This window comes from Mucilaginibacter metallidurans (genome assembly GCF_003286435.2).
Taxonomy (GTDB): domain Bacteria; phylum Bacteroidota; class Bacteroidia; order Sphingobacteriales; family Sphingobacteriaceae; genus Mucilaginibacter; species Mucilaginibacter gossypii.
The window spans coordinates 7097986-7113879 of sequence record NZ_CP043449.1 but is presented as its reverse complement, the minus strand read 5'-3'; the positions used below and the strand labels follow the sequence as shown (position 1 = coordinate 7113879).

General features: G+C 42.1%; 18 protein-coding genes. 8 read left to right on the top strand and 10 right to left on the bottom strand.

Annotation, left to right across the window (positions count from 1 at the left end):
* Positions 1 to 286 precede the first annotated feature (286 nt).
* The 4 genes from DIU38_RS30750 to DIU38_RS30735 all read right to left on the bottom strand — a co-directional run bounded on the left by DIU38_RS30750 (position 287) and on the right by DIU38_RS30735 (position 3575).
* Complete coding sequence (locus tag DIU38_RS30750; protein ID WP_146750357.1) at positions 287 to 715, bottom strand: hypothetical protein; 429 nt, start codon at positions 713 to 715, stop codon at positions 287 to 289.
* 107 nt (positions 716 to 822) lie between these two features.
* On the bottom strand, positions 823 to 1737 hold the full coding sequence (locus tag DIU38_RS30745) for an alpha/beta hydrolase (RefSeq protein ID WP_112654006.1): 915 nt from the start codon (positions 1735 to 1737) through the stop codon (positions 823 to 825).
* 207 nt (positions 1738 to 1944) lie between these two features.
* Positions 1945 to 3037, bottom strand: a protein-coding gene (prfB, locus tag DIU38_RS30740) for a peptide chain release factor 2 (RefSeq protein WP_112654007.1) whose coding sequence is annotated in 2 segments (ribosomal slippage) — positions 1945 to 2976 and positions 2978 to 3037 — 1092 coding nt in all. Because the reading frame shifts where the segments join, the coding sequence is not laid out codon by codon here.
* 100 nt (positions 3038 to 3137) lie between these two features.
* Entirely contained in the window at positions 3138 to 3575 is a 438-nt protein-coding gene (locus DIU38_RS30735; RefSeq protein WP_112654008.1) for a hypothetical protein, read from the bottom strand.
* A gap of 253 nt (positions 3576 to 3828) precedes the next feature.
* Between DIU38_RS30735 and pgi the strand changes: the two genes are divergently transcribed.
* Entirely contained in the window at positions 3829 to 5475 is a 1647-nt protein-coding gene (gene pgi / locus DIU38_RS30730; RefSeq protein ID WP_112654009.1) for a glucose-6-phosphate isomerase, read from the top strand.
* 10 nt (positions 5476 to 5485) lie between these two features.
* Here the strand turns inward: pgi and DIU38_RS30725 are convergent, their stop codons facing one another.
* A complete protein-coding gene (locus DIU38_RS30725; protein WP_149354210.1) occupies positions 5486 to 5671 on the bottom strand; it encodes a hypothetical protein in 186 nt (61 codons plus the stop codon).
* Positions 5672 to 5832: 161 nt separating this feature from the next.
* On the opposite strand from DIU38_RS30725, the gene tnpA reads away from it, so the two are divergent.
* Positions 5833 to 6267, top strand: a complete 435-nt coding sequence (gene tnpA, locus DIU38_RS30720) for an IS200/IS605 family transposase (protein WP_112653183.1) — start codon at positions 5833 to 5835, stop codon at positions 6265 to 6267.
* A gap of 93 nt (positions 6268 to 6360) precedes the next feature.
* On the opposite strand, the gene DIU38_RS30715 is transcribed toward tnpA, so the two are convergent.
* The 4 genes from DIU38_RS30715 to DIU38_RS30700 form a co-directional block, all read right to left on the bottom strand.
* Positions 6361 to 7434 (bottom strand): glutaminyl-peptide cyclotransferase, encoded by a 1074-nt coding sequence (locus DIU38_RS30715; protein ID WP_112653184.1) that lies wholly within the window; start codon positions 7432 to 7434, stop codon positions 6361 to 6363.
* Between the two features lie 5 nt (positions 7435 to 7439).
* Positions 7440 to 7808, bottom strand: a complete 369-nt coding sequence (locus DIU38_RS30710; RefSeq protein ID WP_112653185.1) for a YraN family protein — start codon at positions 7806 to 7808, stop codon at positions 7440 to 7442.
* The gene (dnaG, locus tag DIU38_RS30705) at positions 7808 to 9751 is read right to left on the bottom strand and encodes a DNA primase (RefSeq protein ID WP_112653186.1); all 1944 of its coding nucleotides are present in this window, start codon (positions 9749 to 9751) and stop codon (positions 7808 to 7810) included. The genes DIU38_RS30710 and dnaG overlap by 1 nt, the downstream gene beginning before the upstream one ends.
* Before the next feature lie 386 nt (positions 9752 to 10137).
* Positions 10138 to 11007 carry a DMT family transporter gene (locus tag DIU38_RS30700; RefSeq protein ID WP_112653187.1) on the bottom strand — a complete coding sequence of 290 codons (870 nt, stop codon included), beginning with the start codon at positions 11005 to 11007 and terminating at the stop codon, positions 10138 to 10140.
* A gap of 112 nt (positions 11008 to 11119) precedes the next feature.
* Between DIU38_RS30700 and DIU38_RS30695 the strand changes: the two genes are divergently transcribed.
* From DIU38_RS30695 to DIU38_RS30675, 5 genes are all read left to right on the top strand, one after another.
* A complete protein-coding gene (locus DIU38_RS30695; RefSeq protein ID WP_112653188.1) occupies positions 11120 to 11611 on the top strand; it encodes a DUF6252 family protein in 492 nt (163 codons plus the stop codon).
* Between the two features lie 59 nt (positions 11612 to 11670).
* Entirely contained in the window at positions 11671 to 11880 is a 210-nt protein-coding gene (locus tag DIU38_RS30690; protein WP_112653189.1) for a hypothetical protein, read from the top strand.
* Positions 11881 to 12062: 182 nt separating this feature from the next.
* Positions 12063 to 13502, top strand: a complete 1440-nt coding sequence (gene asnS, locus DIU38_RS30685) for an asparagine--tRNA ligase (protein ID WP_112653190.1) — start codon at positions 12063 to 12065, stop codon at positions 13500 to 13502.
* Positions 13503 to 13666: 164 nt separating this feature from the next.
* On the top strand, positions 13667 to 14131 hold the full coding sequence (locus DIU38_RS30680) for an SRPBCC family protein (protein WP_112653191.1): 465 nt from the start codon (positions 13667 to 13669) through the stop codon (positions 14129 to 14131).
* A 52-nt stretch (positions 14132 to 14183) separates the two neighbouring features.
* The gene (locus DIU38_RS30675) at positions 14184 to 14726 is read left to right on the top strand and encodes an RBBP9/YdeN family alpha/beta hydrolase (protein ID WP_112653192.1); all 543 of its coding nucleotides are present in this window, start codon (positions 14184 to 14186) and stop codon (positions 14724 to 14726) included.
* A 15-nt stretch (positions 14727 to 14741) separates the two neighbouring features.
* Here the strand turns inward: DIU38_RS30675 and DIU38_RS30670 are convergent, their stop codons facing one another.
* Positions 14742 to 15224, bottom strand: coding sequence for a hypothetical protein (locus DIU38_RS30670; RefSeq protein ID WP_112653193.1), 483 nt, complete (start codon positions 15222 to 15224; stop codon positions 14742 to 14744).
* 258 nt (positions 15225 to 15482) lie between these two features.
* On the opposite strand from DIU38_RS30670, the gene DIU38_RS30665 reads away from it, so the two are divergent.
* Entirely contained in the window at positions 15483 to 15854 is a 372-nt protein-coding gene (locus DIU38_RS30665) for a methionine-R-sulfoxide reductase (RefSeq protein ID WP_091171965.1), read from the top strand.
* Positions 15855 to 15894 lie beyond the last annotated feature (40 nt).

Sequence of the window (15894 nt, the reverse complement as noted above, 5' to 3'; positions counted from 1 at the left end):
GTTTTGCAGGGTGAAGGCCGCGCCGATGGCTATGAGGCCAGGTTGTGCGCAAAGAAGCCTCTCTGCTGCAAGCCTTTTTGGTTACTTTTGTGGCGACAAAAGTAACTGGCCCCGCGCGACCAAGAGCGCGACGATGTAAGTCAAATACTAATGAAGCCCGTTACCAGCCTGTCGGGGGTTGCTTCATTCCTTACAGCAATGACGTGTGACGCAAATGTCATTTTACCTTCAGAGGCCACCGGATTTAAATCACTGAGCATGACACCCGTTTTTAAACATCAACGTTTTACTCCACCACCAGCTTCTTCAACGTAATCCCAACCGTAGCTGTTTTCCTTTTAGCCGACGCCCCGTAGCTGAATGCTATCTTATACATCTTTTTTGATTTGATCCAATTTACAAACTTCGGGTCGCAAACCGGGTTCAGTTTATAAACATACTGTTGAGGCAGGGGCTTAACTTCAGATACTGCTATGTAGATAGAACCGGGCGTTTTACAATCTGCAGGGGCATCAACATCTCCTTGCTGATCCGCTACCAGGTACACCGCTATGTTCAGCGTTTTATGATCGGTATACACATAGCGCTTTTGCAGATTGTTTAAAACGTAAGTAAGGTCCTGATTAGATACGCTTTTGTATTTGATGGATTGGGCGATAACATTAAAGCAGGCACCGGCAACAAGCAACGCTGCTAACAGTATTCTTTTCAACATAAAATCATCATTAAGGTCGAACTTCAAGCTTTCAAAAAAAGACTGTTTACCTCAACAATAAAATTAGCTTACTGTTTTTAAAGCAGAAAAATTTCGTTCCAGCGGGATTACTTCCCGCTCAAAAAGCCGTTCTCCTCCAGCCACGCGGCAGCCCATTCAAACCACTTACCTTTATTTTTAGAATTGTTCATCCCGAAGCCATGACCGCCTTCCTGGAAAAGATGCATTTCGGCCTTCACTTTATTTTTTAAGAGGGCATCATAAAATAACAGACTGTTTTGCACAGGCACTACGTTATCATCCTCGGCGTGCACTAAAAATGTCGGCGGGGTATTGGCAGTAACCTGTTTTTCGTTCGAATACAGATCTAACTGCGCTGCCGATGGGTTTTTACCTATTAGGTTTTCCCTCGAGCCAACATGGGCATATTCACCAAAAGAAATTACAGGATAGATCAGCATCATAAAATCAGGGCGTACGCTGATGTTTTCTTTATCTTCAATAACCGGTTTATCAAAATGAGTTCCTTCCGTTGATACTAGGTGGCCCCCGGCCGAGAAACCGATAATACCTATTTTAGATGGGTTGATATTCCATTCTGCGGCATTTTTACGTACGGTGTATATGGCCATTTGCGCATCCTGTAGCGGCCCAATAGATTTATCAGCCATAATATCATCACTTGGTAAACGATATTTTAACACAAAAGCGGTCACCCCAATTTGAGCGAAGGCTTGTGCTACGGCTTTACCTTCATGATCTGAAGCCAGTCCTGAATAGCCACCGCCAGGGCAAACAACAATGGCAGCGCCGTTAGCTTTACCTTTTTCGGGCAGGTAAGGCGTCAGCGTTGGCTCAGTTACCATGGTGATCCAGCTCCTGTTGTCTGTTTTTTCAACATAAGCTGCCGGGGCTTTTTTTGAATTGGGAACACCTTTAGGATAAAGCAGCATCGGTTTTTCCTGTGCGAAGGATACAAATGTTATAACTGTCAAGACTAAGGCAGATAAGAAGGTTTTCATATTTTTAAAAGGCAAATTGGATGTGTCCAAAATACAATTAATCTTCCAAAAACAAAACGGAGTATCAGAAATGATACTCCGTTTTTTATACTATACCGTCATCCTGAACTTGTTTCAGGCCCCCACTTACTTGGCCTACGCCATACGGACGGTATACCGGCATGTGGGGTACCGAAATAAATTCGGCATGACCTTACTTTCTTATTTTTAACTCTTTGGCCCGCCAAATTCCATCAGGTAGGCTTTCAGGAAATCATTCAGATCACCATCGAGCACTGCCGCAGCGTTGGAAGTTTCGTGATCGGTACGGAGGTCTTTTACCAGTTTATATGGGTGCAAAACATAGTTACGAATCTGTGAGCCCCACTCTATCTTCTTTTTATTGCCCTCAATAGCATTGGTTAATTCCATACGTTTGCGCATTTCAATTTCGTATAATTGTGATTTCAGCAAGCGGATGGCGTTATCTTTATTTTGCAATTGCGAACGCGATTCCTGGTTTTTGATGATGATGCCCGATGGCTTGTGATATAAACGCACGGCCGTTTCTACCTTGTTCACGTTCTGACCACCGGCACCGCCCGAGCGGAAGGTTTCAAATTCAATATCGGCAGGGTTTACCTCAATTTCAATAGTATCATCAACCAGGGGATAAACATATACCGAAGCAAACGAAGTATGGCGTTTGGCGTTAGCATCAAAAGGCGATACGCGCACCAGGCGGTGTACCCCATTTTCACCTTTCAGATAGCCATAGGCAAACTCGCCTTCCAACTGCAGGGTAACGGTTTTTACGCCGGCCACGTCGCCTTCCTGGTAATCCTGCTCGGTTACTTTATAGCCGTTCTTTTCGCCCCACATAATGTACATACGCATGAGCATGCCGGCCCAGTCGCAGCTTTCGGTGCCGCCGGCACCCGCCGTAATCTGAAGCACCGCATTTAGTTGATCTTCTTCGGCCGAGAGCATGTTTTTAAACTCAAGCTCTTCAACGGCTTTTATAGCTGCATTATATTGCTCCTGCATTTCAGCCTCGGTGGCGTCGCCGCCCTGGTAAAATTCAAAAAGCACGCCGGCGTCATCAACAACCGATACTACCTTCTGAAAAGCATCCGTCCATACTTTTTTTACTTTGATGGATGCCAATACCTTTTCGGCCTCTTTGGGGTGATCCCAAAAATGCGGACCAATGGTTATTTCCTGCTCCTCTTTTAATAGTTCCAGCTTCTTATCAATGTCAAAGATGCCTCCTCAGGGAAGTTACTCTATCCCTTAAATCCTGAACTTGTTCTTTAGTCATGCGGCAAATATATATAATTTGAAAAATTGCTATAAATAAAAAGGCCTGCAAATTGTTTAACAATCAGCAGGCCCGTTCATTAGGCAGATGTAATAGTATGTTAGGCAACCATCAGGTTGTTCACAAGCGGGTTCAGATCGGTACGGTTACCGTTTAGTTTAGTTAACATAGTACCCAAAGCAAATTCTTTAGCCTCACCACTTTTAGTTTCCTTAACCAGCTCATTCATTACAGTTGGGATCAAAGCCTTTGCAACTGTTAACGCATGTGCCGGATCAATACTGTAAAAAGTGTTAAGCTTATTTGCAAAGCGGTTGGTTATGCTCGATACTAATGAATTGTTGTAACTACCCGAAAACTGGAAGTACTTAATAAGTTCCTTCACCTTGCCGCTTTCAAGCTGGCCTTTTAAAACTTCAATGATTGAACTTGAAGCTTCATTGATCACCGCTTCATGATATTTAGCAGGGATCACCGGGTTGTTGATAACAGCCGTCCCGGCGTTATCTTTTACAAGCAAAAACAGTTTTTCGAACATAGTAATACGTGTTTTTAAAGTAAATTTACAAATTGATGATAAATTCCTTATTTGATTACCATCGATACAAATATATTAAATAAAAATTTTAAACTTCAAAATATATTTGTAATTTCTTTGTAATTCTCATAATTTTTTGGTGTAAAGTAAACACTATGCCAGCCGTGTTTAATTAACACTATGCCAGACTATTATTTTATTTAACAGTTACCTTTCAATTAACTTTTTACTTTTGTTGAAAAACAACACAATTATGCTGCCAACTACTGATTTTACAACAACCCAGGCTTACAAATATCTTACAGATCATTACATCGATATTGTATCAAAAAGCCTGAAGGAAATGTTTGATGCTGATGACCAGCGCTTTAATAAATTCTCGATCCAGTTTGAGGATATCCTGCTTGATTATTCAAAGAACCGTATCGACGATGAAACCATCGCTTTATTAATACAGCTGGCCAAAGAGTGTTCACTAAAAGAGGCGATAGACGCCATGTATTCGGGCGAAAAAATCAATGTTACGGAAGGCCGGCCCGTGCTGCACATCGCATTACGTAACCGCAGCAACACTCCTATTTATGTTGATGGTAAAGATGTTATGCCCGATGTAAATAAAGTGCTTGACCAGATGAAATCTTTCAGCGAAGCTATTATCTCGGGCGAGTGGAAAGGTTATACCGGCAAAGCTATTACTGATGTGGTTAATATCGGTATCGGCGGCTCTGACCTTGGCCCGGTAATGGTTACTGAAGCTTTAAAAGCATACAAAAATCATTTGAACCTCCACTTTGTAAGTAACGTGGATGGTACTCATATAGTTGAAACCCTGAAAGCAGTTGATCCTGAAACTACGCTGTTCCTGGTGGCTTCAAAAACTTTCACTACCCAGGAAACTATGGGCAACGCCCACAGCGCCCGCGACTGGTTCCTGGCCAGCGGTGCTACTGAGGCCGATGTAGCTAAACACTTTGCCGCCCTTTCAACCAATGCAGCAGCTGTTGAAAAATTTGGCATCGATACTAAAAACATGTTTGAATTTTGGGATTGGGTTGGTGGCCGTTACTCTTTATGGAGCGCTATCGGTTTGTCAATTGCCCTGAGCATTGGGTTTGAAAACTTTGCCGATTTGCTTGCCGGTGCCCACGCGACTGACAATCATTTCAAAAATGCCGAATTTGCCCAAAACATCCCGGTTATTATGGGACTGATCGGTATATGGTATAACAACTTCTTTGAGGCCGAAACCAATGTTATCTTACCTTACGACCAATACCTGCACCGTTTCTCTGCCTATTTCCAGCAAGGCGATATGGAAAGTAATGGCAAACATGTTGACCGTAATGGTAAAGATGTTGACTACTCTACCGGTCCGATCATTTGGGGCGAACCCGGTACAAACGGTCAGCACGCTTTTTATCAATTGATTCACCAGGGCACTAAATTGATCCCTGCCGATTTTATCGCCCCGGCACAATCGCACAATCCACTGGGCGAACATCACAACATGCTGCTGTCAAACTTCTTTGCTCAAACCGAAGCTTTAATGAACGGTAAAACCGAAGAGGTAGTTATTGAAGAACTAAAAGCTGCCGGAAAATCAGATGAAGAAATTGCTAAGATCGCTCCGTTCAAGGTATTTGAAGGCAACCGTCCAACAAACTCATTCCTGATTAAAAAGATCACACCATACACTTTAGGTGCTTTAATTGCCATGTATGAGCACAAGATCTTCACCCAAGGTATTATCTGGAATATATACAGCTTTGACCAATGGGGTGTTGAGCTTGGCAAACAACTTGCCGGCAAAATCCTTCCTGAACTGAAAGATAATGCCGAGATCAGCAGCCATGATTCATCAACCAATGGCCTGATCAATCAATATAAAGCGTGGCGATAGCTCCACCCCCCTAAAGGGGGAGCTCTTTTTTCAAACGTGAAACGCCCGAAAAATCCGGGCGTTTCACGTTTGAAAAAAGTTTTAAATTATAGCAGAAGCCTTTCCAGCGATTTCGGCTAAAGCCGGTTTGCAATTCCCTATTATTCCGTTGGTTAAAACCAACGGCAATGAATTTTAACAGTTCGTTGATTAACATTTTATAGTCGTAAATTAAACCGGAACAAACAATGGTTAATACAGCCCCAATAAATGACTTTTCATTGCCGTTGGTTTTAACCAACGGGTAAGATCATCAACATTTAAAGGGCTTTAGCCAAAATAAACCATACCTTTAAGGAAAGAACAACCTCCTAAACTATGTCATTTGTAAAAATCTGGATCCATTTGGTATTTGCAACTAAAGACAGACAGCCCTTGCTTACTCAAAACATAAGATACCAGATACATAAACACATCATAGAGAACTGCAAAGAGAAAGGGATATTCTTACAAGCGATTAATGGCTATACCGATCATATCCACTGCCTTATTTCTTTAGGAAAAGATCAAAATATTGCCAAAATAAGCCAGCTAATTAAAGGAGAATCATCTCTTTGGATAAATAAGAACAAACTAATAAAACAACAATTCGGTTGGCAGGACGACTACTTTGCAGTATCGGTAAGTGAATCACAGATATCAACTGTCATTAGCTATATTAACAATCAGGAAAATCATCATCAAAAGAAATCATTCAGTGATGAGGTTGAAGAATTTATGAACCGATATGGCTGGGAACTGATCAATAACTAAAACACGAAACGCCCAGGTAATCCGGGAGTTTCATGTTTATAAAAATAGTCTTTCAAACTATGGTTTCCCCTTCAGGGGATTGGGGGGGCGAGGCTATGGAACCGGCACAAACTTAACCTGGTAAAGGTGCGGCCATTTTTTACCGGTAACAAACAGGCGTTGACCTTTGGCATCCCAGGCAATTCCGTTTAGCACGTTATTATTCCAGTCCCTGTCCTGCGGACGGCTTGCCACCGGGTAGATCTCTTTCATATCAATTATCTGCTCCACCGCACCGGTTTTAGGATTGATCACCAATATGTTATCGGTTTGATAAACATTAGCGTATATCTTACCGTTGATGTATTCCAGTTCGTTTATTGAATCTATCTGTTGTTTATCGTCACATACATCAATGTGGCCTATCTGATGGTAATCATTTTTATCCAGGAACCAGATCCGGTTGGTGCTATCGTCCATATAAAGTTTGGTTCCGTCAAAACACATTCCCCAGCCTTCCGGGCCAACGTTGTTGGTAAAATTGTTAAGTAGCTTCAATGTATTTTTATCATATACAAAGCCTACTTTTTCTTTCCAGGTAAGCTGCACTACTTTATCACCAATAACCGAGAGGCCTTCACCAAAATATTGCGTATCAAGTTTGGTTTCCTGTAAAACCCTACCTGTATTGAGATCAACCTTTCTGATTGTTGAATACCCTTTTTCACCAGTGCTTTCAAACATAACCCCATCAACGTACTGCAAGCCCTCGGTATACGCGGCGGTATCATGCGGGAAAACTTTTTCAACCTTATAAGTGTACCTGGCCGGCGCTTTTGCTGCCAGTAACAGGATATTGGTTGTTACCTCATTGCTTTTACCGCCTTCATAAACCTTAGCTGTGATCATCCTGATACCCAAGCCAATGGTATCTGTTTTAAGGCTGATGCCTGCAGTATCTTTGCTGGAAGCAATCTTTACCGAATCGAGCAGGTAAACTACCGAATCGACTTTACTGCCTGTAGGATAGCTTACTTTGATATCGATCTTATCGCCGGCTTTATAGTTTGCACCGGCGTCGGGAGTGATGGTATAATCTGTAGCCGAGCTATCAGGTTTATGGTTACAGCTGCAGCCGAAGGCCGTTAGGGCAAGGGCGGCAAAAAATAGCTTTAGTTTATTATTCATAAGTGTTATGTGGCCGAAGGCCAAAACGCATCTTCTATATGGTTTAGTATATAATTTCCACTGCGGTCAAACAAAATAGCGATGATATCAAACCGCACTTCGCCCTGATGGTTCATGAGGTAGATGTATTCATCGGCAGCTTCGGCCAGCAGTTTTTGTTTACGGTTATCAACAAAATCCTCAGGTTCGCCAAAACCATTGCCTGTACGGGTTTTTACTTCGGTAAATATAATAACCTTGTCTTTATAAGCAATTATATCTATCTCAGCTTTTCCGTAAGTCCAGTTTTCATCAAGAATTTCGTAGCCTGCTTTTTCGAGGTGGGTTTTGGCTAATGCTTCGCCGGTGCGGCCAAGTTCGAGGTGTTGGGTCATTATTTTATGATTACGGAACCCAAAAAGTCAGATATTGATTTTTCTACCTTTTTCATACGCATGTACTGGTTAAGCAGTATTTCCTGGTCGGCCTCAGTATCGGCTTTTTGAAGCTGGGTGCGCAGGTCTTCCAGCATCTTACCAACCTTGTGCTTTTTAAGGTGAAATATAGCACCAAGAATAGTTGCCTTCATATTAACCTGCTCATCGTTCACCGTGATCTTATGCATTTCGTACCAGTTCTCACTGAGCGAATATTTACTGGCTAACATGTTAATAGTTAAATCAACTATAGCTTTGTCCTTATGGTGAATAAAATAAGCCTCATCCGGCAGTACGCCGTTTTCTACTTCGCGACGGTAAATTTCGGTAATCTGCTTACAAACCGGATGATCAAAGGTAACATCACTTAATTCAGCTATGATGAACGGGCCTATATAGGTATTGGCGATGCCATCCCAGTCGATCATACGGCTTCCATAATGCAGCAATAAACGCACAATTTCCTTTTCCTGAAAAGCATCTTCTTTAGCAACTTGTGGCTCAAGTTCAACAGGCTCATCAAAAAAGTGGGGTTCGTCGGGCATTTCGGCAAACCTGTTGTTTTGCTGCTGACGCTGCTGCTCCTCCTTTTTGGCTTTGGCAGTGCGCATTTTATTGAGCTCGGATAAAAGGGCGCGCTCGTCTATCTGCAATAAGCCGCTACACTCTTTTATAAATACTGATGCCTTGATGTTATCCGGAATCTTGGCGATACTTTCAACCACCTCACGAATTACGTCGGCTTTCCTGATCGGGTCGTTTCCAACTTCTTTAAGCAGGATCTGGGTTTTATACAGGATAAAGTCCTTCTTATTTTCCTCGATGTGCTTTTTAAAAGCACTTGACCCTTTCGATTGTACAAATGAATCAGGATCATGTCCATCCGGAAACAGCACTACTTTTACATTAAGCCCTTCCTCCAGGATCATATCCAAACCACGCAGCGAAGCCTTGATCCCGGCTGCGTCGCCATCATATAATATGGTAATATTTTTAGTAAAACGGGCAATGAGCTTAATCTGCTCGGTTGTGAGTGATGTGCCTGATGAAGCCACCACGTTTTCAACCCCCGTCTGATGTACAGAAAGTACATCGGCATAACCTTCTACCAGGTAACAGTTATCCTGCTCACGAATAGCCTTTTTAGCGAAGTAGAGGCCGTAAAGTACATTTGATTTATGGTAGATCTCCGACTCGGGCGAGTTAACATACTTGGCTACGTTTTTATCTTTTTTTAGTGTACGGCCGCCAAAACCAATTACCCTGCCGGTAAAACTATGGATCGGGAACATTACCCGACCGCGGTACCTGTCGAACAAGGCCCCGTTATCCCGCTTTACCGACAGACCGCTCTCGACCAGAAACTGCTCTTTATAGCCGTTCCTGATAGCGGCACCTGTAAAAGCTTCCCATTGATCGGGCGAATAGCCCAGCTCAAACTTTTTGATAGTTTCGGCGGTGAACCCGCGTTCTTTAAAATAACTGAGACCGATGCTTTGCCCTTCCTCCGTTTCGAGCATGGCCTCGTGAAAAAACTTAGCAGCAAATGCCGATACGATCATGAGACTTTCCCGGCGAAGATCCTCCTCGCGGTTTTCGGGAGCTTCAACAGTTTCTTCAACCTCGATGCCGTACTTTTTAGCAAGCCATTTCAAGGCCTCAGGATAACTGAACTTTTCCAGCTCCATTAAAAACGTAACAGCCGAACCGCCTTTTCCTGTTGAGAAATCTTTAAAAATACCTTTTGCCGGGGATACCGTGAACGAAGGGGTACGCTCGTTCGCAAAAGGCGAAAGGCCTACGTAGTTAGCCCCGCGTTTTTTTAACTGCACAAATTCCCCTATCACCTCCACAATGTCGGTGGCTTCCATAATACGGTCGATAGTGGATTTTTGAATCATGAGTTAAAGCAAATGTAGGGAAGATAGATCGTTGCCCGTAATTCGAAAACGTTAAAATACGGTTTTGTTTGATAACGAGCTGTTTAAAATTCAATCTCCTTAAGAGACAAGTTACCATTTAACGCTTTGAGTTAAGATCCTGAGATATATACCAATTTAATTACTGCTATGACAGGGGTTAACAGGGTTAACAGAAATTCAATAATCTAAACACAATAAACTTATAATCAATTACTTAATAAAGCAATAGGGTTACATTAAATACTGTTAAAGTATTAGAAAAGTAATAAAATTATACAATCGTACTTCGATCGTTGCTACCGAAGCGAACTAAAGATATTAACATCGTGATATGATACAGCTTCATTTGTACTGCGCTTAAACGTTTAAACCAAGGTATTCGCTTTTTGATTTCGGGGTTTTAAAAATGTTACCGCTATCCCCGCCAATACAATTATGCTGCCGGCAATCTCATTAAAACCTAAACGTTCATGCAGCAAAAACGCGGCAAGCAGCCCGGCAAAAACCGTTTGGCTTAATAAAGCAATAGAAACCCTCGTTGGTTCCAGATAGCGCAACGAATAATTAATAGTGAGCCAGCCTGCTAACTGGCAAATAAGCCCCATACCAATAAAGCAAAGCCATGCTTTTAATGAAAGATGAACAATATCGTTATGCATAGATCCATTGATCACCAATAAAAAAATACTGGCGCTCAGCATACTGTAAAACATAAAACTAAACACATCAATACCGGCCATAATATTTTTGGTGATCATGATATAGGTAGCATAAAAAAAACTGGCGAGTATAGCCAGCAGTATGCCGGCGTTAAGTTCCATGTGCAAAATGTGTTCATAACCTACCAAAACAACCATGCCGGCGATGGCAATGAGTGTGCCTATCCAAAATAGCCGACCTGATCCTTTTCTTAAAAACAGGAAGCTCATCAGGCCCACCCAAACCGGGGCCAGGTTGGCAATAAGGGTTGATACAGTGGCGCTGATCTTTAACAGCGAAATATTCCATACCGCAATATCAAGGGCGAAAACCATGCCCGCAGCTATGGAAATAAGCAATTGCTTTTTATCTATTTTAAGTTTTTGCCTAAATACACAAAATGGGGCAAGGCAAATCCAGGCTATAAATACCCGGTAAAATGCCGATCCTATAGGTGATACCCCGGCAAGCTTTACAAATATCGGCGAAAAGGAAATACATAAAATACCAATAACAAGGCTCACTTTAGGATTCATGTGCAATAAAACAAAATGAGCGGCAAACTTACTGAAACCACGTATAATATGCCTTACTTTTAAATATCTTTATATTTCCTGTACAATTTATTAACCTATCATCAGTAAAGCAATGAAATATCCCTGTTTGATATTAGCCATAGCCGTGGCCCTGCTTTTTTCAGCCTGCAAAAAAAAGGACTGCTGTAATTTTCCGGTCATACCCGATTTTATGCTTGCGCAAAAAAACAACATCAAATGGGAGGCTAACCCTTCCGGTTCGAATATAATGGGTGATACCATTACCATATCAGCAAAAACCACCATTGGAGGTGAAGAAGAGCAGGTAGGTTTTAAAATTGTGTTTGATGGTGTTGGGTATTATACCCTCAAAGCAAACGAAAACTATTACCACATTACAAAAAACGGCTCCTCGTTAGCCAGATACAAACCTGACCCTACCCATCTTAGTTCGGTAACTATAATTTCGTACAACCAGGCCGATAAAATACTGCAGGGATTGTTCGAATTACGTTTTCTGAAAGTAATTGATAGCCAAACCGAAAGTCATCCGGACAAGGTTACTTTTAGCGAGGGCAAGTTTAAAGCTAAACTCAAATATTAACTTTTATATTAATTGTAACTAAGCTTAATTATGATTCGTATTAGTTGTAAATTTGTTTTATGAAAAAAGTTCTATTATTAACCGCCTCAGTATCACTTCTGTTATTTGCTGGCTGCCAAAAAAATGGCGTAGCCCCAAAACAAGACAGTGTTAGTGCAAAAAAAAGCATTACCAACCAGTCATTGAATAAAAGCAAAGACACTATTATGGTAGGCGGCGCGACGACAAACACGTTACTCCGTGACACAATCATGGTTACAAACAAGTAAGCGTCAAAAAGAAATAGCCGGGATACTTCATGTTCCCGGCTACATTTTTAGTCGCTGGTTTCCTTTTCCCCTTTCTCCTGATATACTTTTCCGTGTTAACATGCTAATGTTTTTTAGCTCATGTTTCAAAGTGCGCTTTCATAATTAATTGTATTTTTGCGACTCTAAAAATTATACATGATATGAGTCAGCGAACTAAGATCAAAGCATTGCTGCAAAGCCAGCAAACCGAAATTGATGTAACAGTTAAAGGATGGGTGCGCGCATTCCGTTCAAATCGTTTTATTGCTTTGAATGATGGCTCAACTAATAATAACATCCAGGTAGTTGTTGATTTTGAAAATACCGACCCGGCATTACTTAAACGCATTACCGTTGGTGCAGCACTTAGTGTTCAGGGTAAACTGATAGCATCTTTAGGTAAAGGCCAAACCGTTGAGGTTGTTGCAAATGCAATTGAGATATTGGGAGATTGCGATCCTGAAACATATCCCCTCCAATTAAAAAACAGGCCGAGCCTTGAATTTTTGCGGGAAAAAGCACACCTACGTTTTCGTACAAATACCTTTGGTGCGATATTCAGGGTACGTAACAGCCTGGCATTCGCGGTGCACCAGTTTTTTCAGGAGCGCGGGTTTGTTTACCTACACACACCAATTATCACTGCTTCGGATGCAGAGGGTGCAGGCGAAACATTTCACGTTACCAACTTCGATTTGGATAACATCCCAAAAACAGATACCGGCGAGATTGACTTTAAACAAGACTTTTTTGGTCGTGCTACTAACTTAACCGTATCCGGACAGCTGGAAGGTGAGCTTGGTGCTATGGCCTTGAGTGATATTTATACATTCGGCCCAACTTTCCGTGCCGAAAATTCAAACACCACACGCCACCTGGCCGAGTTTTGGATGATTGAGCCGGAAGTAGCCTTTAACGATCTGGTTGACAACATGGACCTTGCCGAGGACATGCTGAAATATGTGATCAAATACGCGTTGAATAAAAATGCCGATGACATCGAATTTTTAACCCAACGCCTAACTGAAGAGGAAAAAACCAAACCGCAAAACGAGCGCTCAGAAATGACGCTGCTTGAAAAACTGCAGTTTTGCTTAAATAACGATTTCGAGCGCCTAACCTATACCGAGGCGATTGACATCCTGAAAGAATCCCCCCCAAACAAAAAGAAAAAGTTTGTTTATCCTGTTGAAGGCTGGGGTACCGACCTGCAAAGTGAGCATGAGCGTTATCTGGTTGAAAAACATTTTAAAAAGCCGGTGATCCTGACCGATTATCCAAAGGAGATCAAAGCGTTTTACATGCGTCAGAACGACGATGGCAAAACTGTGCGCGCCATGGACATCCTGTTCCCGGGCATTGGCGAAATTGTAGGTGGTTCACAACGTGAAGAACGTTTAGACAAGTTAGAACAACGCATGAACGAAATGGGCATCCCTACCGAAGAACTTTGGTGGTATTTGGATACCCGCCGTTTCGGCTCTTGTCCGCATGCCGGCTTTGGTTTGGGTTTTGAGCGGTTGGTGCTGTTTGTTACCGGCATGGGCAACATCCGCGATGTAATCCCCTTCCCGAGATTCCCCAAGAATGCGGAATTTTAACCGTTGATTGTTTTTTGATTTTGATGATTACGCTGATGTAATTGTTTAAATTTATGTCATTGCGAGCGATAGCGCGGCAATCTCGTAGCAAATGCGTTGCGAATATGCATGGCTACGAGATTGCTTCGTCGTTCCTCCTCGCAATGACATTTTTTATTTACCATATGTCTTCACAGATCTTACTCGTTACCCATATTAATGCGCCTGTTGAAAGAGTGTTTGACATTTCCCGTAACATTGATGTACATGTAGAGTCAACAAAACATACTGGCGAACGAGCTATTGCCGGTCGTACAAGCGGCTTGATTGAACTCGGCGAAACTGTTACCTGGCGGGCAAAGCATTTCGGCATATGGCAAAACCTTACCTCAAAGATCACTGAAATGGAATATCCAAATTACTTTACCGATATCCAGGTTGAGGGTGCTTTCAAAAGCTTTACGCATGAGCATTATTTTTATCCTATCCTTCACCAAACCATGATGCGGGATATTTTCACGTTCGAATCGCCCGGCGGAATATTGGGAGAAGCGGTAAACTTCCTGTTCCTGTCTAACTACATGACACAATTGTTGGTAAAGAGGAATAAAGTGATTAAACAGGTGGCTGAAGGTCGTTCAAACTCGTGACCGAGGGTTAAAGTCCCTATATTGAGCTTTCATTTATTAGGTTATTTAAACTATGGTTTTCAACGCTGATATTCTTATACACCCGGGATTGGGTAATTCAGGTTCACAACACTGGCAAAGTATTTGGGAAAAGCAGTTCAATTTTACCCGTATTGAACAACAGGATTGGGACACGCCGATTTGCAGCGATTGGATAAAAACTATAAATGATTATGTAAACCGCTATGATCCGGAAAACGTAATCTTAGTTGGTCATAGCCTGGCTTGTGCTGCCATAGCCTCGTGGGCAAAGCGATATGCCATTGGAATAAAGGGTGCGTTACTGGTTGCGCCGAGCGATACCGAAGCAGATAGTTATCCAACCGGCACAAGTGGTTTTACCCCGATGCCATTAGGCAAGCTACCATTCAAATCAATAACCGTATTTAGCAACAATGATTTCTATGTAAGCAGGGAACGGGCCTCATTATTTGCAGACAGTTGGGGAAGTGAAATTGTGAATATTGGCGATGCCGGCCATATCAATGTATCAGCGGGTTACGGAGAGTGGAATGAAGGCCTCGAACTGTTAAAAAAGCTGGATGCGGGATATTAAGCCGACGACGGCAGATCAGGCAATGCCGTTTACTGAAAAACTTATCACTTGTTTAGTTTTAAGATTTATCCTTACCTGAAAATAGCAGTTGCCACCGTCCATAACATTGACCAAATGCTTCTTCCAGTTTGCAGGAAAGCGTATTGCGCATAAACAATTTAGATACACTTCTTTTTCGCCCTTTCCATTTATCATGGCTAATACTTGTTTATAGTATTTATCGGGGTTATATATCGCACCATATTCTTTCTTTTTATTGTGATCTTCAACAGCCTTGATCAACATGTTGTCTATTTCTACAAAATCTGCGTCAGCCAATTGTGTAGTACAATACTCTTTTCCAAACCACGAATCAATGAATTGCTGATTTACAGGCAAGACTGCGTATTTCGACATATCAACAACGTGAAGGTGCTGATACTTAAACAATGAGTTAGGTTTGCTAAGCGGGTTAACCGATTGCAGCAAAATGAATATGGATAAGATCGCAATGCGCATAGTTAGAGACTAATAAATACTAAGTTAACGTGAGTTCAGCTGAAAGCCAAAACTATGCTTAATCACAAGCTGAAAAATCCGCGGAAGTTGCTTGTAATTTGAGATTTGCACATCTGCCCATCTAAAATCCCGTCAAATCAGTGTAAACATCAACCAGTAAAACATTATATCCTCCCGGGTTGTCGTATCTTTATATAGATGAAAAACCGAAAAGGATTCTTGATCGGTGAAATCAAAAAAATCGGAGTAATTAAAAATATGGAGTACAATCAATTAACACCCGAAGAAGAAAGGGTAATATTATACAAAGGCACCGAAAGGCCGTTCACCGGCTCTTTACTGAACAATAAGGCGCAAGGTTTATACGTTTGCAAACGCTGCGATGCGCCGCTGTATCGATCGGAAGATAAGTTTGAGTCGTTTTGCGGCTGGCCGAGTTTTGACGATGAGATTGAAGGAGCTGTTCGCCGCGAAGTAGACGCCGATGGCCGCAGGGTAGAAATCCTGTGTGCAAATTGCGGCGCACACCTGGGCCATGTGTTTGAAGGTGAATATATGACGCCAAAAAACACCCGCCATTGTGTAAATTCAGTGTCGATGAAATTTGTTCCGGTTGAGGACGCAAAATAATTCGTAAAACTTTCAGGAATACGCCCGTTGATTCATGATT